The sequence below is a fragment of the Gracilibacillus sp. JCM 18860 genome (genome assembly GCF_055395245.1).
Map to the genome: position 1 here is coordinate 1377058 of NZ_AP043868.1, position 26580 is coordinate 1403637.

Annotated in this window: 26 protein-coding genes, 1 pseudogene and 1 riboswitch; of the genes and pseudogenes, 10 read left to right on the plus strand and 17 right to left on the minus strand. The window is 36.3% G+C overall.

What is annotated here, in order from left to right; translation table 11 throughout:
* Positions 1–77 precede the first annotated feature (77 nt).
* A complete protein-coding gene (locus ACZ5R4_RS07170; RefSeq protein ID WP_464368264.1) occupies positions 78–2285 on the minus strand; it encodes a transglycosylase domain-containing protein in 2208 nt (735 codons plus the stop codon).
* A 106-nt stretch (positions 2286–2391) separates the two neighbouring features.
* Here ACZ5R4_RS07170 and ACZ5R4_RS07175 point away from each other — a divergent pair, with 106 nt between their 5' ends.
* The gene (locus tag ACZ5R4_RS07175; RefSeq protein WP_464368265.1) at positions 2392–2862 is read left to right on the plus strand and encodes an antibiotic biosynthesis monooxygenase family protein; all 471 of its coding nucleotides are present in this window, start codon (positions 2392–2394) and stop codon (positions 2860–2862) included.
* A 169-nt stretch (positions 2863–3031) separates the two neighbouring features.
* Here the strand turns inward: ACZ5R4_RS07175 and ACZ5R4_RS07180 are convergent, their stop codons facing one another.
* From ACZ5R4_RS07180 to ACZ5R4_RS07210, 7 genes are all read right to left on the minus strand, one after another.
* Positions 3032–3502: a thioredoxin family protein gene (locus ACZ5R4_RS07180; RefSeq protein WP_464368266.1), complete on the minus strand. Its 471-nt coding sequence runs from the start codon at positions 3500–3502 to the stop codon at positions 3032–3034.
* Positions 3503–3504: 2 nt separating this feature from the next.
* Positions 3505–3927, minus strand: a complete 423-nt coding sequence (locus tag ACZ5R4_RS07185; protein ID WP_109985089.1) for a disulfide oxidoreductase — start codon at positions 3925–3927, stop codon at positions 3505–3507.
* Between the two features lie 120 nt (positions 3928–4047).
* Entirely contained in the window at positions 4048–5070 is a 1023-nt protein-coding gene (locus ACZ5R4_RS07190; protein ID WP_054788834.1) for a ThiF family adenylyltransferase, read from the minus strand.
* Complete coding sequence (locus tag ACZ5R4_RS07195) at positions 5060–5830, minus strand: thiazole synthase (protein WP_109985091.1); 771 nt, start codon at positions 5828–5830, stop codon at positions 5060–5062. The genes ACZ5R4_RS07190 and ACZ5R4_RS07195 overlap by 11 nt, the downstream gene beginning before the upstream one ends.
* 3 nt (positions 5831–5833) lie before the next feature.
* Positions 5834–6037 (minus strand): sulfur carrier protein ThiS, encoded by a 204-nt coding sequence (gene thiS, locus ACZ5R4_RS07200; protein WP_054860523.1) that lies wholly within the window; start codon positions 6035–6037, stop codon positions 5834–5836.
* A gap of 15 nt (positions 6038–6052) precedes the next feature.
* The gene (gene thiO, locus ACZ5R4_RS07205) at positions 6053–7177 is read right to left on the minus strand and encodes a glycine oxidase ThiO (RefSeq protein ID WP_109985092.1); all 1125 of its coding nucleotides are present in this window, start codon (positions 7175–7177) and stop codon (positions 6053–6055) included.
* Positions 7170–7793 carry a thiamine phosphate synthase gene (locus tag ACZ5R4_RS07210; protein WP_464368267.1) on the minus strand — a complete coding sequence of 208 codons (624 nt, stop codon included), beginning with the start codon at positions 7791–7793 and terminating at the stop codon, positions 7170–7172. The genes thiO and ACZ5R4_RS07210 overlap by 8 nt, the downstream gene beginning before the upstream one ends.
* A 114-nt stretch (positions 7794–7907) precedes the next feature.
* Positions 7908–8007: riboswitch (TPP riboswitch) on the minus strand.
* A gap of 137 nt (positions 8008–8144) precedes the next feature.
* Here ACZ5R4_RS07210 and ACZ5R4_RS07215 point away from each other — a divergent pair.
* Positions 8145–8588, plus strand: coding sequence for a ferritin-like domain-containing protein (locus tag ACZ5R4_RS07215; protein WP_054788842.1), 444 nt, complete (start codon positions 8145–8147; stop codon positions 8586–8588).
* A gap of 179 nt (positions 8589–8767) precedes the next feature.
* Positions 8768–9934 (plus strand): amidohydrolase, encoded by a 1167-nt coding sequence (locus ACZ5R4_RS07220; RefSeq protein ID WP_464368268.1) that lies wholly within the window; start codon positions 8768–8770, stop codon positions 9932–9934.
* 93 nt (positions 9935–10027) lie between these two features.
* Here the strand turns inward: ACZ5R4_RS07220 and ACZ5R4_RS07225 are convergent, their stop codons facing one another.
* Both ACZ5R4_RS07225 and ACZ5R4_RS07230 read right to left on the minus strand, forming a co-directional pair.
* Positions 10028–11239, minus strand: a complete 1212-nt coding sequence (locus tag ACZ5R4_RS07225) for an ABC transporter permease (protein ID WP_464368269.1) — start codon at positions 11237–11239, stop codon at positions 10028–10030.
* Positions 11232–11978, minus strand: a complete 747-nt coding sequence (locus tag ACZ5R4_RS07230; protein ID WP_464368270.1) for an ABC transporter ATP-binding protein — start codon at positions 11976–11978, stop codon at positions 11232–11234. Before ACZ5R4_RS07230 ends, ACZ5R4_RS07225 begins: the two co-directional genes overlap by 8 nt.
* Positions 11979–12169: 191 nt before the next feature.
* On the opposite strand from ACZ5R4_RS07230, the gene ACZ5R4_RS07235 reads away from it, so the two are divergent.
* Both ACZ5R4_RS07235 and ACZ5R4_RS07240 read left to right on the plus strand, forming a co-directional pair.
* Positions 12170–12604 carry an HIT family protein gene (locus tag ACZ5R4_RS07235; protein WP_245902352.1) on the plus strand — a complete coding sequence of 145 codons (435 nt, stop codon included), beginning with the start codon at positions 12170–12172 and terminating at the stop codon, positions 12602–12604.
* Between the two features lie 71 nt (positions 12605–12675).
* Positions 12676–13047, plus strand: coding sequence for a YtxH domain-containing protein (locus ACZ5R4_RS07240; protein WP_109985096.1), 372 nt, complete (start codon positions 12676–12678; stop codon positions 13045–13047).
* A 100-nt stretch (positions 13048–13147) separates the two neighbouring features.
* On the opposite strand, the pseudogene ACZ5R4_RS07245 reads toward ACZ5R4_RS07240, so the two are convergent.
* From ACZ5R4_RS07245 to ACZ5R4_RS07255, 3 genes and pseudogenes are all read right to left on the minus strand, one after another.
* Positions 13148–13981: pseudogene (locus ACZ5R4_RS07245) on the minus strand (IS3 family transposase); the annotation flags it as partial.
* Positions 13939–14694, minus strand: coding sequence for a transposase (locus ACZ5R4_RS07250; protein WP_277679356.1), 756 nt, complete (start codon positions 14692–14694; stop codon positions 13939–13941). The pseudogene ACZ5R4_RS07245 and the gene ACZ5R4_RS07250, both read right to left, overlap by 43 nt.
* Before the next feature lie 117 nt (positions 14695–14811).
* Positions 14812–15162: a DUF1878 family protein gene (locus tag ACZ5R4_RS07255; protein ID WP_245902390.1), complete on the minus strand. Its 351-nt coding sequence runs from the start codon at positions 15160–15162 to the stop codon at positions 14812–14814.
* 190 nt (positions 15163–15352) lie between these two features.
* On the opposite strand from ACZ5R4_RS07255, the gene ACZ5R4_RS07260 reads away from it, so the two are divergent.
* From ACZ5R4_RS07260 to ACZ5R4_RS07280, 5 genes are all read left to right on the plus strand, one after another.
* The gene (locus ACZ5R4_RS07260) at positions 15353–15901 is read left to right on the plus strand and encodes a DUF3267 domain-containing protein (protein WP_245902386.1); all 549 of its coding nucleotides are present in this window, start codon (positions 15353–15355) and stop codon (positions 15899–15901) included.
* A gap of 106 nt (positions 15902–16007) precedes the next feature.
* Entirely contained in the window at positions 16008–16187 is a 180-nt protein-coding gene (locus ACZ5R4_RS07265; RefSeq protein ID WP_054788841.1) for a hypothetical protein, read from the plus strand.
* Between the two features lie 122 nt (positions 16188–16309).
* On the plus strand, positions 16310–17344 hold the full coding sequence (locus ACZ5R4_RS07270) for a peptidylprolyl isomerase (protein WP_109985514.1): 1035 nt from the start codon (positions 16310–16312) through the stop codon (positions 17342–17344).
* 107 nt (positions 17345–17451) lie between these two features.
* A complete protein-coding gene (locus ACZ5R4_RS07275) occupies positions 17452–18684 on the plus strand; it encodes a hypothetical protein (RefSeq protein WP_054861339.1) in 1233 nt (410 codons plus the stop codon).
* A gap of 34 nt (positions 18685–18718) precedes the next feature.
* Positions 18719–19801: a mechanosensitive ion channel family protein gene (locus tag ACZ5R4_RS07280; RefSeq protein WP_109985515.1), complete on the plus strand. Its 1083-nt coding sequence runs from the start codon at positions 18719–18721 to the stop codon at positions 19799–19801.
* 169 nt (positions 19802–19970) lie between these two features.
* On the opposite strand, the gene ACZ5R4_RS07285 is transcribed toward ACZ5R4_RS07280, so the two are convergent.
* The 4 genes from ACZ5R4_RS07285 to ACZ5R4_RS07300 all read right to left on the minus strand — a co-directional run bounded on the left by ACZ5R4_RS07285 (position 19971) and on the right by ACZ5R4_RS07300 (position 26481).
* Entirely contained in the window at positions 19971–22841 is a 2871-nt protein-coding gene (locus ACZ5R4_RS07285) for an ATP-binding protein (RefSeq protein ID WP_464368271.1), read from the minus strand.
* Positions 22842–22846: 5 nt separating this feature from the next.
* Positions 22847–24082 (minus strand): metallophosphoesterase family protein, encoded by a 1236-nt coding sequence (locus ACZ5R4_RS07290; RefSeq protein ID WP_054861344.1) that lies wholly within the window; start codon positions 24080–24082, stop codon positions 22847–22849.
* A 244-nt stretch (positions 24083–24326) separates the two neighbouring features.
* Positions 24327–25589, minus strand: a complete 1263-nt coding sequence (locus tag ACZ5R4_RS07295; protein ID WP_054861345.1) for an ABC transporter permease — start codon at positions 25587–25589, stop codon at positions 24327–24329.
* On the minus strand, positions 25582–26481 hold the full coding sequence (locus tag ACZ5R4_RS07300; protein ID WP_464368272.1) for an ABC transporter ATP-binding protein: 900 nt from the start codon (positions 26479–26481) through the stop codon (positions 25582–25584). The genes ACZ5R4_RS07295 and ACZ5R4_RS07300 overlap by 8 nt, the downstream gene beginning before the upstream one ends.
* Between the last annotated feature and the right edge of the window lie 99 nt (positions 26482–26580).

A 26580-nucleotide genomic window follows, 5' to 3' on the forward strand; every position in this document is an offset into this window, starting at 1 on the left:
GTATAGCATTTTTCACAATTGTTCACTAAATTGTAATTATTATAACTAAAAAACAATTATAAAGCTAAAATTAATTCTTATTCTCTAAAGGTTGTGATATTCGATGGTTGTCCCGATTGCTCTGTTAACGGATTATATGGAACTACATAATACTGCTTTGATTGAAAAACATCACCTAATCCAACAGTATAATTCCCTTTCCCTTTCACTTCTCCAACTAATTTATCCTTTTCTTCCCTCTGTTCATAAATTTGATAAACAATTCGTTCATCATCAGCTACTGTCCAGTTTAATTCTCCTTGAATTACGGTGAAACCGCCAAATTCTATCGATGTCGATAAATCCGTAATGACAGGTAATTCTCCGATTGGCTTAGGCAACTCCTTCACTTGATTAGGTTTTTCAAAGTTTTGCTTTAACGAATAATGTTTATCTATCTCTTGTAAAATCGATTTTGTCAATCGAGTCGGTGCTTCACTACCAGTGGTGAGATAATTTTCTGCTGGAGCTTCGGAAAACCCTATCCATGCTGACATCACATAGTCAGGAGTGAATCCCGCAAACCAGGCATCTTTTATATTCCCCGGTGAGTGTGGATGCTCTGTCGATCCTGTTTTTCCTGCTAATGCTTTGGAAAAATCTCCATTTTGTGCTGTACCCGTTTGGACAACCCCCTCTAACATCCGTACCATATTCCATGCGACCTGTTGGTTAAAAATCTCCGTTGTTTTTTGTTCTTGTGGAGTGATAATCTCTCCTGAGGAATCGGTTATGGATTGGATACTTCTCGATTCCGTCCATTGTCCTCGATGAATAAAGGTACGATATGCTTCTGTTATTTCTATAGGTGTTAATCCTTTTTCTAGCCCACCTAATGCGATAGCAAGTCCTTTATCTTTTATAGTAAGATTCATTTTTTCTAAAACAGCTTTACTATAATCAATTCCGATTTGATCTAATAACCAGACTGCTGGAGCATTTTTCGATTGGTTGATCGCCTCATACATCGTGACTTGCCCATCATATTGACCGTCTGCATTTTTAACGTGATAGCCATCATAATCGATATCTTTGTCAAGGAGTAAATCGTATGGTTTATATTCCCCTAATTGCATAGCTGGACCATAGACTGCTAAAGGCTTCATAATAGACCCAGGCTGTTTAGCAACATGAAGCTGATTAATTTCCGAGAAGGAAAAATCACGACCAGCAATTAATGCCTTTAAATGTCCTGATTCTTGTTCCATTAATACGAAGGTCCCATCCACCTTTTGATTAGAAGCTTGAAAAAAGCTATCGTCCTGCATTTTTTGATAGGCAATTTTTTGCATTAGTGGATCCATATATACCTCTATCGTATAGCCACCACGCTTCAACGCCTCCCTACTGAGCCCATATACATACTCTACTTCCTTCAATACATGGTCAAAATAGTCATCTAACCATGGTTCCTCCTCCTGCTCATGTGTTTGAACGTTTATCGTTTTTGCTTGGAAGGAGAGCATCTCTTCTGTTGAAATTTCTCCATACTTCTCCATTTGAGAAAGGGCAAGGTCTCTTCTTTCTTTTGCCTTTTCCTTATCAATATAAGGAGAATAAGTGTTAGGGGCTTTTACCATTGCAGCAAGGAGTGCCCCTTCATCGATCGTAAGCTCTGAAATATCTTTTCCAAAAAAGTAATCCGCTGCTGTTCCGACACCATAAATTCCATGCGCAAAATACACTTCATTTAAATAAAGCTCAAGAATTTTTTCCTTACTATAATTACGTTCCAAATAGATGGAAGCCATAACCTCTTTCGTTTTTCGCATCCATGTTTTATCATTAACTAAGAATAAGTTTTTCGCTAGCTGTTGTGTAATCGTACTTCCGCCTTCGACTTTGCTCATGGCGAGAATGTCACGATATAATGCCCGTGCAACTGCTGGAAAGGATATTCCGGAATGTTCATAAAAATCCTTGTCCTCTAATGATAAAAAGGCAGCTTCCACATGTTCAGGTATTTCATCTATGGAGACATACTCACGATTTTCGCTATAAAGTTTTCCTAGAATTGTCCCATCCTCAGTTACAACCTTAGAGGTTTGGGGTAAATATGTAGCAGCTTCATTAAAAACTAAACTTCCACCAAATAATAAGAATAAATAACCACAGAAAGCGAAGAAAATCATTGCAGTAAAGATAATAACCAACACTTTAAAGCGTTTTATCATTACCCAGCTGTTCTGCATCCATTTATGGAGAAATCCCAACAGTTTGCACCACCTTTCATCAAATTTTGGCATCTACACTTGCATCTTTTGTCACATTTTAACACACAATATTTTTATTTTATCACACAACATACGGGAAAAACGATTTTAAAGAATTGATAATCGAGGAGGAAAGAAAATGAAGGCATTTATGACAAATGGTACTTTTGAATACTTATCGAAGTTAGAAGAACAACACCCCTTTATTCTAATGCATAATGCGGATACAGCCATTGCATATTATGAAGATGATAAAAATTCTTCTATTTTCAAAACAAGCCGAAATTATGAAGTAGTCCTATCACAAAATGATTTGCAAGAAACTGGTTTTATCGCTCTTACACATCTTCCCATTACAGACGAAGGTGCTCCTATTTTTGAATTGGAATTAAAGGAAACAGCTAAGAACATAACAGATCACCCAGGATTTATCGCACTTAGACTCCTACGTCCTTCCAAGGGGAAAACGTATATCTTACTAACAGAGTGGCGAAATAAATATGCTTATCAAAGATGGAAAAATGACAAAGGAATGGCAATAGAACAAAAGCCATATAGTGCAGGCCCTGCCTATACTAATGTATATCAAGTAGGAGAAGAGGAAGCGTAAGTACTTGGAGAAATAGGGACTGAAGGATTGCATGGGTGTTGGGACGTGTATCATCGCTTTGATAACAGAGTTTTTAAAATGTGGAATCGCCCGAAATGTTACTTCACTAAAAAACAATCCAGACTTTTCTAACTAGATAAAAGTCTGGATTTATACCTTTTTTATTCCATTATTCTAATACTTCTGTTTCAAAAAATGATTCGAATCTTTCATTTTCTTGTTCCCCAACAATACGGGCAGATTCTTCTCCATCTTCAAAATGGACAATGGTTGGTGTTGCCTCAATTCCATATGCATCCCATTGTGATTCAAACTCTAATAAATTTAATTTAACTAGATCAATCCCATAGCCTTCTGCCATTGGAACGACAACTGGGGTAGTACGTTGGCAGTGTACACATGTAGGACTATAGAAATAAACCGTTACATCTTCACCATTTTCAAGCTTGTCTGCTAGCTCATCTGGTAGAATTTGATTTTGATAGTTTTCATCATCTAATTGTTCGATGGTTGCAGAATGAAGGTCTGATTTATCGTACGGATTTCCTTCTGACGCCTTGTCCTTTTGATATTTCACGACGAAGAATAAGGCTAAAAAAATTACTACTAGCACTATGATAAATATAATCATCTTTTTCAAAATTAAGCTCTCCTTTGTTGAACAATTAATGCAAGGTGTAGGCTAAAAATGACTAAAAAAGCTACAAATGCTTGAAAAGGAATGGTGATAAACCCTAGAAAATCTACATAGATAGCATTACAAGGAACCACTCCACATGCATCCCCAGCAGATTGTAAGCTTGGTACATTTTGAATTAAATAATGATAGCCAGAAACGAGAATACCGATTCCACTCATTATGATTCCAGGAAATGCATATCTGATATCTTTTTTATAAAGAGCATACCCATAAATAAGAACTAGTGGATACATTAAAATTCGTTGATACCAGCATAGTTCACAGGGTATATAATCCATAACTTCTGAGTAAAATAGGCTGCCTAGCATAGCAACTAAACTTTGCGCCCAAATGATAAACAATAGCGTATCTTTCTTACTATCCATTATCCACCTCTCTCCTCTCCCATCTTATTATACAGATAACCATTCTATTTACAAAATAGATTGAGCGATTTTACAAAAAATTTAAACAGAGGCTAGCCGTGAAGGTAGCCCCTGTAATTTTTAACCGATAAATTGATAATATAATTTTTTAGCTTCTGTCAAATCTTTTGTGCCATGAATCAATGTTCTACCATCTTGAAAAACGACCATACGATGGTTCTCTATTTCAAATGAAAGAAGGTATGGATTCTGAAAAACCTTTAATGATTGTTTTTTTTGTAAATGTCTAGCGATTTCTTCTAAATGTACTTGTTTATGTGGGGAACGAATTTGAACCGTATTTCTTCCACATAAAACGGCGGTTTTTAATTGTTGCTCATAAGAAAGATTTGGAAACTGTTTATTTTCGGAGCACGATGGGCAATCTTTCTTTCTTAAAGATTCGACTGCTAACTCCATTCGCTGATTTTGCCATAGATCAAACGCTATTAGTTTTCCTGATAATTGTTGCTTGTTACCAGTTAAAATCTTGAATGCCTCGATCATTTGATGAGATACGACCATTTGTACTACAGGGCTAACAATACCAACAGTATCGCAGGTTGCGCCATCCTGTGGAATATGTTTCATTAGGCATTGTAAGCATGGGGTTTCATTAGGTAAAACGGTAAATGTGATGCCATAGCTAGCAACACAGCCACCATAAATCCATGGCTTTCGATATTTTTGACAAAGGTCATTTATAAGCAAACGGGTTTCAAAATTATCGGTCGCATCAATGACTAAGTGAACCTTTGGTATGATTTGTTCCAGCTTACTGACATCTGCATCCATCACCATTGCGTCAATTTTGACCAAATGATTAATCGACTCTAAGCGTTCCTTAGCAGCAATTGCCTTTGGAGTTTGATTGATTACATCCTTTTCAGTGAACAGCTGCTGTCTCTGCAAATTACTCTCTTCCACATAGTCACGATCTACCAAGGTTAATTTTCCAACTCCAGCACGTGTCAATGTCTCTGCACTAATAGATCCTAAGGCACCTACCCCAATGATAAGTACATGGCTTTTAGAAAGTCGCAATTGCCCCTCTTCCCCGATTGGCTCAAACAATATTTGTCTACTATAACGACTAGCTTCCAACACTTATCCCATCCTTAGGACTACTGGCTACAGCATAATTCTTCTTTTCTATCCTACCTGCTGTATAGCCGAGTCTTCCTGCGTCAATCGCTAGCCGCATAGCCTCTGCCATTTGTACTGGATTATCCGCCCCAGAAACTGCCGTATTTAACAAAACACCATCTGCTCCTAATTCCATTGCTAACGCTGCATCACTAGGTGAGCCAATACCTGCGTCCACGATAACTGGGACCTTTGCTTGTTCGATTATAAATTGCAAGTTTAATGGATTTACAATGCCTTGGCCACTTCCAATTGGAGAAGCTCCTGGCATAATAGCGTGAGCACCTAATTCCTCTAATTTACGTGCTAGTACAACATCATCCGAGGTATATGGCAATACAGTGAAGCCTTCTGTCAATAGAGCTTCTGTTGCTTTTAATGTTTCTACTGGATCTGGGAGCAATGTTTTGGAGCATCCAATAACCTCTACTTTCACCATATCACATAACCCTGAAGCATCAGCTAATTTAGCGATTCGAACTGCCTCTTCTGCATTACTTGCTCCTGCTGTATTTGGCAAGAAAGTAAATTTTTCAAGGTCGATTTTTTCAAGAAAATTGGGTTGGTTTGGATCAAAAATATTCATTCTCCGAACAGAGAAGGTTAATACTTCTGTTTGGGACACCTCCACCGCTTTTTTCTGCACATCAAAATCCGAGAATTTACCTGTTCCTAAAAATAATCGTGAGTTAAATTGATACTTTCCTATTGTAAGCATTGCTCATCCTCCTCCTACAAAATGAACGATTTCGATTCTGTCACCATCGTTTATGATAGTCTTCTCATGGTCCTCTTTTTTCAATATTTGCTGGTTATGTTCTACAATCAAAGATTTGTTCCTTAGCTCTAAATGTTCGATCAATTGCTGTATGCTATTCACACTGCTATTAACTGTTAAATCATTTCCATTGACCAAAAGCTTCAATCATTTCACCTACCTTCATGTAAATGCTTTTTGAAATCGATGAAGAGAAAAATTCTCCTTATATGCTGCCTTTACTTCTTTTCCTTCTATTAAATCGGCCATAAACTCACCCGTAATAGGTGAAAGCAAAATACCATTTCTAAAGTGAGCATTTGCCATATATAAACCTGCTATATCGGGTACTTCTCCTAGAAAAGGGAAGCCATCTGCTGATTGTGGTCGTAATCCCGACCAAAAGCCTTCCATTTTTGCCTTCTTCAAACATGGCAAAATCTTTTGAGCACGAGTTAATAATTGATAAATCCCTTCAACACGCACTTCTTTATCCCAATCGTTAGGCATAGAAGTCGCACCAATGATGATTCTTTGCTTACTCTTAGGAACGAGATAACAGCCATTGGTAACTATTGTTGATTCTACCTTCAGCTCTTCTGTGATTATCGATAAGCACTCCCCTTTTACAGGTGAAATAATATACGGATCTGTTAAAAAAGGAAGCAAATGATTTCCACCTACTCCTGTTGCCAATATTATTTGATCTGCATAATAACAACATTGATTTGCTCTTACTCCTTGAACTTGCCCATCTTTGATCAGAAGTTTAGTTACAGCCGTATATTCCTTTATTGTTGCTCCATTGTTTCTTGCAGCAAGAGCAAATGCTTTTGTTAGATCTGGTGCTGACACCTGACCGTCATTCGGTAAGTATAATGCTGTTAGAAAATGAGAGGTAATATTTTTTAGTTCCTTAACTACCTCATCACGCCCTAAAATATATGCCTCTTCGCCTGCATCAACTTGGAAACGAGCGATTTCCTCTAATTGCTGCCATTCCTTTTCATGGAAGGCAAGCTTATACATCCCATTGTTCATATAATGGATATCCACGTCACTTTGATCCTTTAGCTCTGTTGCTAACCCTGGAAAAAGGGAGCGACTATCTCTTGCAAATCGAAACAAAGGAGAATCCTCTGAAAATTCCGCTTGTGCTCCGAGCATTCCAGCAGCAGCACTTGATGCCTCACATCCTATTTTGTTTTGTTCCAATACTAAAACGTTATACCCCCTTTTCGTTAATTGATACGCAATTGAGCAACCTATGACACCAGCACCGACAATGATTTGATCATAATTATTCATACCTATCCCTCCTTGCTTCCTTCAACACTTTCCGGTATGCCTTTACAGCTTGAAGAGGTTGAGCTGCCTCCCATATTCCAGACATAATCGCAATGCCACTCGCATTACATTTCAGTATATCCCGTGCTAGAGCTGGAGTTATTCCGCCGATTGCATAAACTGGAATTGCAACACTGTCTATTAACCTATTAAGTGCAATTAATCCTTTTGGAACCTGGTTAGGTTTAGAATTACTAGCAAAAATATGTCCATACAACAAAAAATCTGCACCTTCTTCTTCTGCTCGCTTTGCCTCTTTTACGGAATGAACAGATTTCCCACATAACATGGATGGAAAATGTTTTTTTACTGCAGATACACAAGCACTATGGTAAGCAAGCTGCACCCCAGCGCACCTCATCATGTATGCTACATCGATCCGATCATTTATGATGATTTTGGATAGAGGGAACCCAATCCCTATTAATGAATTAATAGAATCCATTAATTGTTTTGCAGTTTTTTCTTTTTCTCTAATATGGAGAAAGTCAATATCATGTTGGATTTCTTTAAGGATAGGGAGATGTTGGTTAGAAAAATTCCCATTAGATATTAAGTGCAGATGTTTCTCGATCAAAATCTTTCACTCCTTTGTCACACGCAATGGGAAATGGAAGAAAAACTTAAATTGAAACGTAAATAGCCACTTATCTAATAAAGACAAGTGGCTTGATTATGCTAAAAATCATGCAAAGCTTTTCTACCACTTCCCTACGCTAGTGTTAACCAGATCAGGTTCAAAGGGTCCGAAATAATCCGTCTCAGCCTTAAAGGCTCCCCTAGTGTTCGTTATGAAGTTAGTTGCTTACAGGAAAAGAATAGCATAGATTCACGGATTTGCCAATAAGGTAGTTTTTATATGTTTAATTTTAAAATTTAAGGGTAGACATATAATGGAAGATTAAAACGTGAAAGGATGTTAGCTAACATGGCACAAGATGAAAAAAAATTACAAGAATTAATTGATGGATTAAATGTAGACTTAGCGAATGAATATGCTTCTACTATTATGTATACCTATCATGCATCTGTAGTATCTGGGTTGTATCGCTCCTTATTAAAGCCTTTCTTTGAAGATGAGATTGATGATGAGATTGGACATGCCCTATATTTGTCAGACAAGATCAAAACATTAGGCGGGACTCCAACTACGACACCAGCTAAAGTAGAACAATTAACAGATGTAAGAGCAATGCTTGAAGCAACATTAAAAGCAGAAACCGAGACAATTGAACGCTATGAAAAAAGGAAACAACAAGCAGAAGAATTAGGTTTTACAGAGCTTGTCGTTAAATTAGACGATATGATCGCAGATGAAACAGGACATAAAGAAGAAACGCAAAGACTTCTAGCTGATAAAAGCTTCTTTTAGGAAAAACCTGACTTCTTGCGATGCCTTTATGCTTTTCTAAAATGTAAATACCCCCCTTTTTATATAGATTAATGTTAGCCCGGGCTCACAAGCTCGGGTTATTTTTTTTAGCTTGAGTCACCATGCACATCTAGAATACTGTGATATAATGAGAAAAAATGTAAGAGGATGATGCATATATGCTAAACAATCTTTTTATAGAAATAGACCAACATTATGATGAGATGGTAAATATGCGAAGATATTTGCATCAATACCCTGAGCTTTCCTTTTATGAATACAAAACCGCTGCCTTTATTGCAGAGCACTATCAGAGACTAGAAATACCATACCAAGCAAATGTCGGTGGAAACGGTGTTGTCGCTACACTAACTGGAGGCAAACCTGGTAAGACCATCGCATTGCGAGCAGATTTTGATGGACTTCCCATCCAAGATGAAAAAAAGGTGGAATATCGTTCCAAAAGTCAAGGTGTGATGCACGCCTGTGGCCACGATGGTCATACTACGACACTGTTAACCATTGCGAAAATATTTAAACAATATAAAGAAGTTATTCCTGGCAAAATTGTTTTTATCCATCAGCATGCTGAGGAAGTCGCACCTGGGGGCGCAAAACCAATGATTGATACAGGAATATTAGATGAGGTGGAGCTTGTATTTGGAACACACTTATGGACAAATACGCCATATGGAGTTGTGCAGACAGCACCTGGAAATTTTATGGCTGCTGCCGATAAGTTTACGATTAAAATTAATGGAACCGGTGGTCATGGAGGTATTCCACATCAAACAAAGGATCCTATCGTGATAGGTTCCCAATTAATCGCAAATCTTCAGCAAATTATTAGTAGAAAGCTTGATCCATTAGCCACAGCCGTTCTATCCATCGGTACCTTTCATGCAGGGAATGCTTATAATGTAATACCAGATTCCGCAATCATTGAAGGTACTGTAAGAACGTTTGATTTAAAACTACAGCGGTTCATCATCTCTGAAATGGAAAGGATCATCAAAGGTACTTGTCATAGCTATGATGCTTCCTATCATTTTGATTACCAAAAAGGATATCCACCTGTCGTGAATCATAAGGAACAGGCAGCATGGATTATTGAAGCTGCCCAACAGGTTTCAGAGGTTAAAAAAGCTGAAATGGTTGAACCAAGCATGACAGGAGAGGATTTTGCTTATTATTTAGAACGTAAACCTGGGGCATTTTTCTTTACGGGCGCACAAATAGAGGATGGATTTATACCACATCACCATCCTAGGTTTGACTTTGATGAACGAGCAATGAAAATCGCAGCAAAAACTTTGATTTCAGCAGTATATCGTGCCAACCAGTAGATAACTATTACATAGTTAACCACCATTAAAAATGGCTATCCCCTAATAAAAAATGGGATAGCCTCTCCTATTATTTGTTTACCTGTTTCGTTTTTACCCCTTCAACTTCTTATGAACATAAGCAGGGATAACAAATTGAATAAATAAAATGCTAAAAATAAACATGAACAGACCAAGCTCTAGATTTCCGACAAAGAATAAAAATACAGCAAATATAACGAGCTGGATAATCATTAATTGCTTTAACCACTTAATAAAGGACGCTTCCCTAACTTTTTCAGTAATTGGATATAGATCCAACCATACTAATGTAGAATGATGTTTCCATAATGGCATTAATTGTATGAATGTCATATAACCAAAGAGAATCGCAAAGATGAGCTTGAGCCATGGATTTGGTACATAGTAAACGAGTAGGCAGCCAATAACTAGTAACCGGATATATATTCCAAAGTATTCTCCACTTCTTGCCGTAGTTAAACGGAACAAGAAGGTATAGCTATTATGTTGTTTATGAGGAATAGAGCTTGTTAGTAGGCGCGCCAATCCATGTCGCTTCTTCACTGTCGTTTCTAAGTGTGGTACGTCTGTGAACATGTTAGCCAGACGATAGAAGGAGCGCATTCTTAAATAATCCCGTTCTATTAACAAATCCCATTGGATACCAGGCTGCTTTTTTGCTAATAAATAATTGTATAGGAACAAACCAACAAGTATAGCCGTCACCATAAATAAATACATCGTTTCCCTTTCCAAAAAGAAATAAACGATAGCAATAATAAGTAATAAACGCACAAGCTGATCGATAACTCGTGAGGATCGCTCCCTTATCTTTAACATCCACCAATTGGCCAGTATACTCCATGCTTTGATAAGTAAAAGTAAAAAGAGTAGAAAGAAATAAAGTGATCCATCGGAAAAGGATGCAAAATACAATGGTGCCATTACAGCATAAACAAACAAGACAAGGTAGATTTGAGTAAGATAACTATAGATTAGCGTACGAGTAAAATAACTAGCAAGCTTCTGTTCAGCAGGTATTAAAAAAACCATATCTGCCTTTTTTAATAGTGTTTGAATCGGACTATACATAGTAAAAAAGCCTAACAAAAGGGCAATTACAATGGCTACTGGAAAGTTTTCTGGAAGCTCTTCTAACCATTTTTGGTAATAAACAGCCATAGCAGAGAAAATAAAAAACATCGCGATTGCTAGGTGACCTGTTAGAATATAACGCAAATAGCGATTCAATTCTTTTACATGTGCCTTGAGACGTTCGAAAAAAAACTCCTTCGCGTTAAGCATGAGCATCTGCTTCCTTTGTTAATTGAATATATAAATCATCAAGTGTCGCTTTAGGGCGACCGAAGGCATGTCTTAATTCTTCTAACGTTCCCTGTGCTCTGATCTTCCCATCATGAAGAATGACAAAACGATCACAATACCGTTCTGCAGTTGCTAAAATATGCGTTGACATTAGTACGCCTGCCCCTTGCTCCTTCATTCGATTCATCCATTGCAAATAAGACTGGATTCCAAGTGGGTCTAAGCCAACAAACGGCTCGTCCACTATGTATAAATCGGGCTCCACAAGAAAAGCACACATGATCATCACCTTTTGACGCATCCCTTTAGAAAAATGGATTGGAAACCATTTTAACTTTCCATCTAGTCGAAATTCCTTTAATAAAGGCTCTACCCGTTTCTTGAAGATTTCTTCTGGAATATCATAGGCCATAGCTGTTAAGCGTAAATGCTCTTCCAATGTTAGCTCATCATATAAAACAGGCATTTCTGGTATATATGAAAACTGTTGTCGATAGGCTTCTTTTTGCTGATTAAAGGTTTTTCCATTGATCGCAACAGATCCTTTTTTCGCCTGCATTAATCCAATGACATGTTTAATAGTTGTACTTTTCCCAGCGCCATTTAAACCGATCAAACCGACGATTTCGTTAGGAAATACATCAAAGGAAATCCCGTGCAATACATTCCGATGAGTATATCCACCTTCTAATTGTTCAATATGTAATAGTGGCTCCATTTCCAACCATCCTTTCTATTACCTTACATGCTAAAATATTATCATTTTACTGGTGTTATGCCAAAGAATTTCACTAGATGAAAGAAATGTGATGGTCATTGTTGCGCAACCTAATATTTATTTATACAATAGAATTAATGATTACATACTAAATGAATATGCTAAATATAAAATTAAAAGGAGCGATATCGTTGGCTACACACAGTGATTGCATTTTCTGTAAAATTGTCAAAGGAGACATACCGTCTGCTAAGGTTTATGAGGATGAATTGGTTTACGCCTTTTTAGACATCAGTCAGGTAACAAAAGGACATACATTAGTTATACCGAAAACACATGCGAAGGATATTTATGAAACAGAGGAAGATATCGCAGCAAATGTGTTTAGCCGTGTTCCAAAGATCGCTAATGCTATTAAAGAATCGTTTTCACCAATTGGATTAAACATATTGAATAATAACGAGGCACCTGCAGGGCAATCTGTTTTTCATTTACATATCCACTTAATTCCCCGCTATAATAAAGAAGACGGATTTGGTATGAAATGGGTAACACATGATGATCGGTATACACGAGAAGACCTTTCATCGATTGCCGAACAGATAAATCAAAAGATTTCATCCTAGAAGATTTGAAAAATATAGTTTGATCCGATAATAAATAGAGAATAATAAGAATAGAAAGGACGTGGTTGATCATGATTAATACGAAATCACTTATGCTTGGAATCGTTGTAGGTGGTGTAGTTAGTGCTACAGCTACATTACTAAGCACTCCGAAGTCTGGTAAAGACCTTCGTAATAATATGAAGCATTATAGCAATGAAGCCATTGATTCATTCAATCGCTTTCGTGAAGATGGGATGGATATTAAAGAACAAATCACCAAAACCTCTAAAGAAGGGGTATCACTAATTAAAGATCTCTCTCTTGATGTTAAAGAATCGATTGAATCATGGAAGAAAACCGTCGAGCCCCATCAGAAAAATATCCAGAAGTATTTAAATCAAATAGAAAAAAGCTTAAAAGAACTAGAGGACAAAACCAAAAATCGTACGGAAAGCTACTAATTATCAAAAATGGCTCCTGTCAATGAACTGCCCCCTGTCAAGTAGACAGGTAAATAAACAAAATATTTTGTGCCATGTATGGTTTCCATGCATGGTTTTTTTATGCTGGAATTCTTAACCCCATCTTCAACGTCACGCGCTTTGTATTATAAAATTCAATATAAGCCTCAATATCTTTTTCTAATTCCTCAAATGTGTTATGAGTGGTTAGTCGATACATCTCTTCCTTGATGATCCCCCAAAAGTTTTCCATCGGACCGTTATCAATGCATTTACCAACACGCGACATGCTTTGGGTAATCTGGTGTTCTTCCACAAAACGTTTAAATCCATGGGACGTATATTGAAAGCCGCGATCACTATGAAATAATGTTTTCGCTGGTATAATGGTATCTTTAATCTGAGTAATCGTATCTCGTACTAAGGCATTGTTATTATGTCGGGATAATTTATAGGCTACAATTTTATTTTCACCATAATCTAAGACGGCACTTAAATAAGCTTTCGAATGAACTCCGTACTTAAATTCAGTGACATCTGTTAATAAGACCTCCATCGCGTTATACTCTGCTTGAAATTCTCTATTTAGGACATTTTCAGCCACGTGTTGCGGTTTATGTGGTCTATAGTTGTAACGTTTCCGACGGATAACGGCTTTTAAGCCTACTAAGCGCATCAAGCGGTACACACATTTATGATTCACTTGAGCGTTAAGGAAGTGGTTGAGATAGATCGTGATTCGACGATAACCATAAACCCCTTTATGTTCGTCATATATCTTTTGAATGCAAGCGCTCAAGTGTCTTAAGCGCTTCTCTGTTTTTGTTGGTTTCCGATGGAACCACTTATAATAACCCGAGCGACTCACACCTAATGCTTCACAAAGTATGGTTATTTTGAATCCCTTTTTTTCGAGTTTTTTAATGGTTTGGTATTCGGCCTCATGCCGCGTTTGCGTAACATCAACTCTCTTTCCTCTTCTTCTAACTTTTTTAACGCAGTATTCTCTGTTTCAAGGTACTCATTTCGTGCTTTTAATGCCTCAATTTCCGTTCGTAACTTTTCTTCATCTGTTTGGATCTTGTCTGGCTTTCCGCGACCTCGTCCATCTACCAGCCCGTCAGGGCCATGCTCTTTGTACTTTTGAACCCATGAATAAACATTATTATAAGAAACTTGATATTTTTTAGCTGTTTCCTTATACAATAAACCAGTATTTAAACAATCTTTGACGATTTCAATTCTCTCTTCTTGTGTCGTTTTTCGACTCTTCATCGTATACACCTCGGGTTTGGGAGAATAACTCCTATTCTTTTCCCCTCTAGTATACTTGATGATCCAACTTCTTACAGTATCAGGATTTGGAATATTATATTTCCGAGCTAATTGTTTAAAGGGTATACATTCTACGAGGTACTCGTTAATAACGGACTGTTTAAACTCTTCACTGTAATGATTATTTTTTGATGTCGTTTGAATTCCTTTTAGACCATGATTTTGGTATCTCAGCACCTTTTGACGAAAGGCCGATTCACTTAATAATAAACCAAATGTTTCACGTAATTCTTTAATACTTATTCCATCTTTCAGATACATTTGAATATACCATTCCAACTCTTCAGCTGTATGCTTACTATTTAAACGCATAAAAATCCCCCTAAAGTAGTTTTACTTTTTTAAGTGTCTACTTTAGGGGGAGCATATCACAATATAATGACAGGAGCCATTTTTTTATTTGAACGGGTATTGCTTTTCTTCGTAATTCTACATGACATAATCATTCTTCTTATACTTAAAATGAAGCTTAATAAACTGGTTCATCATTTTTTTATACATTCCCTCATCTCTGAGTGCAATCATCGTTTTTTCCGGCTCCAATTTCTCACAAAGTGCTCCAACGAATTGGACGAGTAATGGTTCAAAATGAAGGTAGCCTTCCTCTATCCATTCCTCAAATTGACCCTCTAATCGTTTTAAAAGATCTAGGGTTTCTTGATATTCATATTCTGTTACTTCATTTTCAAATAACATTTGGGTAAAAGGATGGTCATTTAATTTGCTTATAGAGCGCAATAAATAAAGTTGAAATTGTTGTTTTTTCAATTCTGCCTCCATTTTTGACACGTTTCCTACCACCTTTCCAAAAACCATTGTTCTATTCTAAATTTTTGCAGGCAATTTCACTCAAAAATTCTTTCGTAATTTTTTCGTAAAACCTATTGATTTTTCTTATGAAACATACTATATTCATGAGGTGCTTTTTTAAAATGAAAATAAAAACCCAATCATCCTATGTAAGAAAGAGGTGATCCAATTGAATTGTTGGGATTCCATAAATGTTACTAAGCAATTAGGGTTTTATCGTAGTATGATCCTTTCGTTATTATTCGGTTTCTTATCCTTTATATTATTATATTTGCCTTTTAATTTTATACATGAAAATACGTCGATTCGAGAATATGGACTATTCCCATTGATTGTTGGATTAGCTATACTACCATTATTACACAAATTCTTGCATATTGTACCTCTAAAATGCGCAAATAAACATCTGAAATTAAAATGGTCTTTAAAGCTGAAGGTACTTCCATATTTTGAGGTTTGTAGCAATACTAAGACATCAAAGCCTGTCTTATTAATTGGTCTATTAGCACCGACAATCTTTATTACCATTCCTTGTGTTATCATGGGATACCTTTCTTCTGGCTATTATCCATATTTTATCTTATTTGGTGCCATTAATTTGAGCCTCTCCTATGTTGATTTTGTTTACGTCAATAGATTATGGCGTGCACCGAGACACTGTGTGATTGCAAACGATGATCGAGGCTATGATATACTAATTCAGAAATAATACAAGGATTTTTATCCTTGTATTATTTCTATTTTACCTAAAGGACATACTGTTCAAATATACAATTTTTTGATAAAGTAGTAACATGAGAGAAGGAGGTAAATGCATGATTTTTGTATTTATAGTATTTTCTGTATTTGTATTATTTATTTTTAATTCTTTAACATATAGGTTATGTCTACAAACCGATATGGCGAAAGAGAAACAGCCAAACGTATTTCGAACGATTAATATTCTAATTACCATCCTGCTTATTTCATCCTATGTGGAAGTAATCTATACATAATAATATTAAAATATGTAAAAATAGAGTAATCTTCTTTTTCTCTATTTATTTTTATAAAAAGTATGTTATATTATTGCAAGAACGAAAAAATAGTCTTAGAAAACAGTAGGAGTGTATGTATTATGAAAAAGTTAGCAATAACAGCAACTCTAGCAGCTAGTGTATTAACCCTTTCTGCCTGTTCCTCAGATCCCGAAACAGTGGTAGAAACAGATTCAGGTGAAGTGACAAAAGAGCAATTCTATGAAGAATTAAAGGCAAACAGTGGAGAGCAAGTTCTTCAGCAACTAGTGCTTGAAACGATCTTAAATGATAAATATGAAGTTTCTGATGAAGAAATTGATGCACAAATCGACCAAATGAAAGAACAATATGGCGATCAATGGGAAACAGCTTTAAGTGGTAGTGGTTATGCAGATGAAGATGCATTACGGGAGGATATCCGTGTTAGCCTACTTCAACAAAAAGCTGTGACCGAAGATGTGGAAGTAACCGATGAAGAGATTCAACAACGTTATGATCGTATGGGTACAAAGCTAGTGGCAAGTCATATTCTTGTTGCAGATGAGAAAACAGCGAATGAGGTTATTGAGAAATTAGATGCCGGGGAAGATTTCGCTGCCTTAGCAGAGGAATACTCAACAGATACAGCAAGTGCCGCTAATGGTGGTGAACTTGGAGAGTTCGGACCAGGGGAAATGGTACCAGAATTTGAAGATGCTGCTTACAATTTAGAAATTGATGAAATTAGTGAGCCAGTACAATCTTCTCATGGATGGCATGTCATTAAAGTAACTGATCATGTAGAAAGTGAAGAAGAACTTGAACCATTAGAAGATATCAAAGATCAAATTCGCCAAGAAATTGCGCTATCTAAAGTAGATCAAACGGCAGGTCAAGAAAAACTTCAAAGCCTAATTGATAATGCTAAAGTGGATGTTAAACTCGATGAGTTTAAAGATCTATTCAAGAAAGAAGAAGCACCTGCTGAATCAGGAGGAACAGAGTCTGGAACGGATGCAGAATCTGGAGAAGGTGCTGAATCAGAGGAAGGAACAGAATCCAACAGTGATTCTGCAGAGGAAGAAACAGAATCAAATTCTGACGCTGAGAAAGAGTCTAATGCAAATGACGGAGATGAATCTTCAGCTGAATAATTTATCTTTTCGCCCTATCTCTCCACACGAAGAGATAGGGTTTTTCTAAGCATCGAAATTTAACTCGGCTCGGTAATCTTCGAGTTTTCTATATAAGGAGTGTTATCATGACTCAACTCACCTATTTTTATGATATGATTCCCATTCAATATGAGGTAAGCGATGAATTAGCAGCACATATTACTTCCACATTCTCACTACCACCACTCCCTGAAGAAACGGCTAGTTTCGATTTAAACCAATCAAAAAAGGGTACAACGATAACAACTAGAGTATTACTGAATGAGTTTGAAATAAGACAAACAAAGACAAAAAAATCCTTTCTCAAGATCACCTTCAGTAATCAAGCTGGAAATATTCCTGCTAAAATGTGGGATAATAATGGTGCTGTACTGAATACAATACCTTTACTAGAAAAGGAAGCTATTTTTGATATTCATGCACAGGTAGATGAGTTCAATGGTTATAAGAGTCTCACCATTAATAGCTTAGCACCTTGTCAGGATCAAATCGATCCATTTCAATTGCTAGCATACACGAAGCAGGATTTATCGCAGCTCCGATTGGAATTATTCGCCTATTTATATGAATTAAAAGAACCTTTTCAGCAAATTTCGATACAAGCAATGGAACAATTATGGGATGCCTTTCGACTGAGCCCAGCTGCTAAAGGGCATCATCATAATTATCTCGGTGGTCTATTAAAACATACGGTTGGGTTAATGCGATTTTGCCGATATATCGTGCTACAAGAGGAAAATCCTTTTAAAGCAGTCATGAAACTAATTAACAAAATTGAAACACAATATAAATTGGAAATCTGGGACTCATTAAAATCAGACGACCAAGTCTCCTCCTTTGTCTGGAAGGATACGATCGACCATTTATACCATATGCTACAAGGAATGACAGCACATAAGTTTGATGATGTGCATTACGATGCCTTGATAACAAGTATTCTTTTCCATGATATTGGTAAACTAATGGAATACGACTATGCCGGAAAATCATTAGATATTTTTCGTTATTTATACCCAACTGCACATTTTGCTGAAAACGATACGCGTAAGCAAGCTGGGATCACCATGGATCCATTAGGTGTATTGATTGGACATATTCCTTATGGTGTACTTCTATTAACAAAAATTATCGAGGAAAAGAAGATATCGATAAGCATGGAAGAAATTCATTTAATGTCACACTGTATTTTGTGTCATCACGGCTTACCAGAATGGGGTAGTGCTGTCCGAAAACCTCTAAATCTAGAAGGCTATATTATTCACATAGTAGATTATTTAGACAGCCGTTATGAAAATACAGAAACATTTGATCAGAAGTAAGTTACATCTATGAATAAAGGAGTTTATTAGAAAAATGAACTGGAGATTATGGGAAAAGATTAGTCTCGAAGATTGGATTCAAATCGCCATTTCGATTGGGATTATCCTTTTCTTCCTAGTATTACGCAAGCTGTTTACAAAGTATGTATTCTACCTACTTGTAAAGCTCTTCAAAAAAACGAAATCAGATTTCCTCAATCAAGTATTAGAGGCATTTGAACGACCATTAAGATGGGTGTTTATTCTAATTGGTCTTTATATTGCAGCCATCTATTTTCCGTTTTTTAATCATAGAAATGAATTATTTGGTGATTTACTTAGAGCTGGCTATATTTTACTTATTACTTGGGGACTGTTTAACTTATCCTCCAAAACTTCCATATTATTTATGAAAATTAGTAATAACTCAGCAATCGAAATCGATCAGATTCTCATCCCATTTTTATCTAAGACGGTTCGAGTGATCATCATCCTCATCAGTATTAGTGTGATTGCTGAAGAGTTCGATTATGAGGTCAGTACATTTGTTGCTGGACTTGGTCTTGGTGGATTAGCATTTGCTCTAGCTGCTCAAGAGGTGATCAAAAACTTATTTGGTGGAATTGTCATCATAACCGAAAAACCTTTTTCGATAGGGGATTGGGTTCAAACACCAAGTGTCGAAGGGGTTGTTGAGGATATTAATTTCAGAAGTACGATTATCCGAACATTTGCCGATGCCCTAATCACCATTCCAAATTCCACTTTATCCAATGAACCCATTACGAACTGGAGTAAAATGGGCAAAAGGCAAATTAGTTTCCATTTAAGATTAGAGTATGGCACCCCTAAGGAAAAAATAGAAGCAGTGACGAAAAAAATTCGAAGCCTGCTTGAGAACCACGAGGAAATTCATAAGGAAACTATATTTGCCAGATTTACTGATTTTGGCGAGAGTAGTATGGATATTATGCTATACTTCTTCACGAAAACGACAAATTGGGGAGAATATTTACGAATTCACGAGGAGACCAACCTTCTCATTCTAGAAATATTAGAAGAAGAAGGAGTCAAAGTAGCAGTTCCTGTTAGAGCAATCCATGTGAATGAACAGGATGAAAGACCAGATTCTCTGTAAACCAATTATTAGAAAAACTCGTATTCGCTGGTCCTTTGGCGAATGCCTAGTTTTGCTTATACTTGGTACCTTAAAATTTCAGCTACGTCGAAACCCTACTGTGTAGAAATTTTATACTTTCCTAACGTATAAAAAAAGCTCCTTCCTTCTGGAATGGAGCTTTTATTCTCTAATTTATTTTTATCATACTGCCACTGGAAACCTCAGTAGTGAAGTATAATATTTGGTGGTCCTCACTTAATTCTTGTAATATTTCTAAAATGGACTCCTTTCTGTATTGATCGAAGTGGACAAAACCATCGTCTATTAAAAAAGGTAACGATAAATCCTTTGCCATCACATTACTCAAGGCTAGCCGAATGGCAATATATAATTGGTCTTTTGTCCCTTGTGATAATTCATCTACAGTATAGAAAAATCCCTCACGATCCTCTACTTGAATCCAATTACTCTCTTCTAGTAGTACAAGCTGTTGGTATCTTCCTAATGTTAGTCTGGAGAAATAATTACTTGCATGCTGAAAAACCTTTGGCACATAAATTTCGTAGTAACGATTTTTGGCTTGTAGTAATCTTTCTAAGGCAATTTGATCAATGGCCCATTCTCCTGCTAGCTTTTCTAATTTCTCTTTTTTTAAGGCAATTTGATGCTTTAATAGTGACACTTCTTCTCTATCTTCTAGCATTTCTAGTGCTGCCCGTTGATCACTTAGCTGCTGACTTTTTTGTTTCCATTTCTCTTTTACATCGTCTATTTCCTTGCTTATTTTCGTTAATTGTTTCTTAAGCAGAACTTCATCATCATATTCCCCTGCTCTAATTTTTTTGATTTCTGGCACGTCCATCCAAACAGTAAGACTATCGAATAATTGGCTAGCCTTTTTTTCTATTTCTCGTTTCTCATGTGTTCTTTCTCCTTTTTCAATAAATTCATGCTCATCCTTCGTATTAGCTGCTTGGAATAAAAGAGAAATTTCCTCCAAATAAGGTTGCTGTCTGTCGATACAATGATTTTGTTCATCGACTAATTGTTGATAGTGATTTCGTAATTGTAAATATTCTTTTCTTTTCATCTCTTCTGCCGTTAGTTTTTCCTCTATTTCTGTAGCATCGATATTTAGAGGATTCAATGCTTCTGCTTGTTTGCTTTCTAATTGCTTAAGCTGATCCCTACAAGAGGAGTTTTTTTCCTGTTCCTTATACCTCTCTATTATTCTTTCCTGTAAAAGCATTAGCTGTTGATATAACTTTGGCCAGTAGGTTAACACGATATTTTCTAAAAAGGGATATGCTTCGATTTGATCAGTTATTTTCTCCTGTAACTGTTGATACCGACTTTGAATAGAGCTTGCTCTCTCTTCTAGTTTTAGCTTTTCCACTTGATTTGCTGTTAAATCCCTTTCTACTTTATCTAATAACTGTTGTACCTTTTCTTGTTCGGAAATTATTTCTTCCCTTTTGGTGAGGTCTTCATCGGTTAGGAACGTCTCGGTAGGATTCATTTGAAGCATCCATTTATTAAATATTCTTCGATTTAATTGGAAATAGATAAATGGTAGAGCGGTCACAATGACTAGTAGGCTTCCCCAAAGCAATTCATTTTTCCAAAAAACTAAGCCTATTGCAATAATGAGACCAACAATTAAAAGCATCATCGATAGTAGATAGCTTGTCTTTCCTGCTTGTTGGTTTGTCATTTGCTTTATTTGAGACTGTTGTTCTCTGTTTAGTTTGGATTTTTCTACCTCTTGTTGATATTTTGATATAATCGCTGCATCGACTAAGCTTGACTGACAGCTCTGCTTTTTTTCCTTTAACTCCTTGATTATTTTATCCAATGCTTGAAGTTCGTTCCTAATATATTGATTTTCTAGTTCTAGCTGATCCTTTTGTTTACTTAGGTCTGTCCATAATTCTTCTAAGTAAAAAGGTAATGTTAAGGCTTCTAATTCCTCTACTGATAAAGTAATTTGAAGTGATTGTAGTTTCGTATGCACTTCCACTTCGATATTTTTTATTTTCTGCTCGTGCTCATTCTTTTGTTTTTTCCATTGCTTTATTGCATCTGATAGCTCCATTGCTTGCTTTAATAAGCCTATATCTTCTTCTGAAAAAACGGTGTCAGAAAGTGTATCAAGTTTATGCTTGATCTCTTCTATGTTCCTTTGAAGCATGAGGTTTTCACTTTTGTATGGGAGCAGCTCTTCCTTCAATTGTTTATACCGCTCTAACCCGTGTGCAGGAAAAGCAGTCAATCCCGTTAAACGATCAAGCCGTTGGATCGTTAAATAATACTCTTCTATTTGTGCATAATAGGATAAGATCTTCTCAAGCTGTAATTGATGAGCTTGCTTTTCTTCGATTGACTTTTCCAATTGAACGATTTCTTCTTCTAATGCTCTAATTTTGGTTAGCCTGTCATTGTAAGTTGCTTCTTCCTCTTTCGCTACGCTTAACTTCTTTTTCAGCAGGCTTAACTCTGCTAATACTTGATTAATAGCTGGCTTTTTTCCAAATGGTTTAAATAAATCTGAGCGGTCTTTTTCTAGTTTTTTTTCTGCATAATAGATCCTGTCAGATCCTGTCATTCCCACTGCTAGTAGTACATCATTTAGACTATCATTATTCAATTGATGAATCTGTCTTAGATCTGCAGAATCAAAAGAGTAAATAGCTTCATATTGTGCTCTATCTATACCTCTTATGTGTTGTAGTAACCAGGCTTCCTCTTCTCTCTTCCCATTTTCCAAGTAGATAACGGCCTTTCCTTTATTTTTCCCCTGCACACGTTCAACCGTTACCTCCTTACTTGACAAAGCTGATATCACCATTCTACCACCAATTTGTGCTCCTTGTTTTGGAAGATATTTTTCGAGCTTTTTACTAGGTAACCCGAACAACATATATAAAATAAACTGTCTTAATGTAGACTTTCCAGCCTCATTTTCTCCTGTTATTTCTAGCAAGGAAGAATTATTTAAATAGAACTGTTTATTTTGCCATTTTCCAAAACCATAAATATGTACGGACTCTATTCTCATCTTTTTCACACCTCCCTCTCATGGAGCATTTGATAGACTTTCTCCTTTGCTTGTTTATTCAGATCTTCTTGCTCTTGATCGGACAGATTTTTTAACCATTTTCGACCCTCTGGATGTTGCCAAAGCGATGAAAGCAATGTCATTGTATGATTACTATCTTCAAATGTAGCTACTAATTGCTCCAAAAATTGCTCTCCATGGTGCCATTCATGAAAGCTAGCAGGTTGTTTGCTTTTGACTGAGATGATTTGCACCCAATTTTCTTGATCAATAAGAGTCGAATTGATAATTTCTATCATGTCTGTTATTAAACCTTGCCTTTGCCATACTTCAAACATTTCGGTCGTATTCGTCCATTCAATTTCAAGAAATACCTTGCCTAATTTGTTACAATGACGACGAATAACTGTTACTAATTGCTCAGTTGCATCCGCAATGTCTGTCCAATTTGTCGTATCAATGTCTAGTCTTTCAAAACGAATTTGACCTAAAGGGCAGAATTCCAATCTTGAATGGTCACCGGTCAAGATTACATGGTAACAACCTTTTATGCCCCTTTCTTTTATCGATCTACCCTGCATATTCCCTGGGTAGATAATGGGTGGTTGATTCGATAAGTGCTCCCTCTGATGGATGTGACCTAATGCCCAATAATCAAATCCTGACTCCTTCAGTCTGCTTAATTGGAAAGGAGCATAATTTGCATGATCTTTTGATTCCGAAGCTCCGAGACTACCATGAAGCATTGCAATATGATAACTAGCATTTCCTGTTTTGATGAATTCTCTTGATTTATCGATATCGACTGCTCTTTCTATATAACTAAAACCGTAAATTGTTGCAAGTATTTCTTCATCCTTTCTATAATGATATGCCTCCACTACATCCTTTTCAAAAACAAATACATTACTTGGATAATTTCGAGAAAAGGTTTGACTATTTATATAATCATGGTTTCCAAAGGATAAATAGACTGAAATATTATAGTTTTGTAATGTTTTAAACGCACGAACTAATGCGATATGTGCTTTCATACTCTGCTCTTCCTGATCAAATATATCTCCAACCATTAGAACAAAATCAACCCGGCGTTCGATAGCTGTTTGTACTAATTTCTCTAGTGCAAGAAAGGTACTATTTCTAACTTCATCAAAAAGATGTGCTGGCAAATTGCTCAATCCTTTAAATGGACTATCTAAATGTAAATCCGCACAATGGATAAAAGAAATACCTTTGCCCATTTGATCACCTACTTTCTGTATACTAGTTTATCAAAGGCAGAAACAGAATGCACGTTCGATCATTCTATCAAGAAGCTTCATTAGAAGCTATGCCTTCGATCTTCTTTTGTGAATGCCTAGTTTTGCTTATACGTGGTACCTTAAAATTTTAGTTATGTCGAAACTTCTGCTGTGTAAAAATTTAATACTTTCCTAATGTGTTAAAAAAGCTATTCCGCTTTAAATTGCGAAATAGCTTTTTTGTCTAGTCTTTTTTAGATAATTGTAAGGCTTTTTTGAAATCTTTTAACGAGGTTGATGTTCCATACATGAGTACACCACCACGATAAACTCTTGCACCAACAATAGCTAGAATAACTATGGTGATGATTAAAATAGCTATACTTAAACCTACCTCCCAGAACGGAATATTTAACATTCCGACACGTAAGAACATTGCCATAGGGGAGAAAAACGGTATATACGATGCAATGGTAACAAACTGAGAACTCGGATTGGATAAGCCGAAGATCGAGATCATAAAGGCGACTACAATTAATAAAATGACTGGAGTCATCAATTGCTGGACATCCTCTGTTCTACTTACAAGGGAACCGAGCATAGCTGATAATGTCGCATATAGAAAATAGCCTAACAAGAAAAAGACAATGGCATAAACAAATGTAGAAGCACTTGTTTCGGAAAGTCCGAAAAATTCAAAAAATCCACCGACTAGCTCTTCTTGCTTTTGTTGAATGACAATATAACCTACTCCTAAATAGAGTAACATTTGCACTAATCCAACACTACCGATCCCTAAAATTTTGGCAAACATTTGGCTAACAGGAGAGGAGCTTGATATTAATATTTCCATGACACGAGAAGTTTTTTCATTGGCAATATCTGTTGCAATCATATTGCCATATGCAATGACGGCAAAATAAAGGAGAAAGAGAATAACATATACTAATCCTCTGGCACCACTTAATTCTTCCTCTGTTTTGACACTTCCCTCTTCACCCTCAGCTACAATTGGTTCTTTCTCGAAGCTCATTGGTTCATAAATTGTTGCAATAGTTCCAGGATCTAATCCAGCCTTGTTTGTAGCTATTTCTGTTTTAATTTGTTCCAATGCTTGATTCAGAGTGGATTCAATAGAAGTACTACTCATATCCGCTGTATAGTAAACAGCTGCTGGTAATTGTTCTTGTTCGGTAATTTCTAATACTGCACTATACTCTCCATCTATAACCTGTTCTTGGGCTTTCTCTAGCGTACCATTATATCGTACAATTTCAATATCTGATTCAGCAGCCTGTAGGCTGTTATCTAAAGATTCATAAAAAGAATCCGTTTCCGTTACAACAGCCACTTGGTCGACCTCTTCTTGATCAAATATATCCATAATTGATTGAATGTTTGACATAATAATAATAAAAGCTAGAAAAAGTGCAGTAGTAATAATGAAGGATTTTGCCTTTATTTTAGACATAAACGTATGAGAAAAGACAATCCAGAATTTATTCATAGGATTCACCCGCCTTTTCAATAAAGATATCATTTAAACTAGGTTCATCTAACTCAAATTTTCGTATAAATCCTTTACCTATCAATTTTTCTAATACTGCTTGTGATACTGCTTCACTCTCGATCTGGCAAACCATTCCTCCAGAATATGGGGTTGTTTTTAGAACACCAGGTATTTGATTAACAAAGTCTAAATCACAATCTGCTTCAATGGATAAATTCTTCTTCCCAAAGGAACGTTTAATTTCTTTTAAATTCCCATGTAAAATCGTTTTTCCTTTTTGAAGCATACAGAGATGCTCACAAAGCTGTTCAACATGCTCCATCCTGTGCGATGAAAACACAATTGATGTACCACTTCTTCCAAGCTCCTCAACTGCTTCCTTAAGCATTTCTACATTAACTGGATCGAGGCCTGAGAAAGGTTCATCCAGAATTAATAGCTTAGGTTTATGTATCACTGCTGAGATGAATTGTATCTTTTGTTGATTCCCCTTGGATAACTCTTCTACTTTTTTGTCTAGATATTGTGGTACTTTTAATCGATCTAACCATTTCTTTAACTCATTGGAAGCATCGTTCTTAGATAGACCTCTTAATTTACCAAGATAAATTAACTGGTCACGCACCTTGAGTTTAGGGTATAAGCCTCTTTCCTCCGGTAGATAGCCAATTCTGTCACTATTATTGTAGTTAATTTCCTCACCATTCCACGTAATCGAGCCATCAGATTGATCGATTAAATTCAAGATCATACGAAATGTCGTCGTTTTTCCAGCTCCATTCGCTCCTAAGAAACCGAATATATTGTTCTCAGGTATTTCCAACGATAAATTATCCACCGCTGTAAATGAGCCAAATCGTTTTGTCACATTTTTTAGTTCTAATGTCAATGCTCTACACTCCCTTCTCCTTTAGATACGATTAAATAATGAAAAAGTTTCACTTATTCCTAGAAAAACTCGCATTCCTTTACAGAATGCATTCAATTT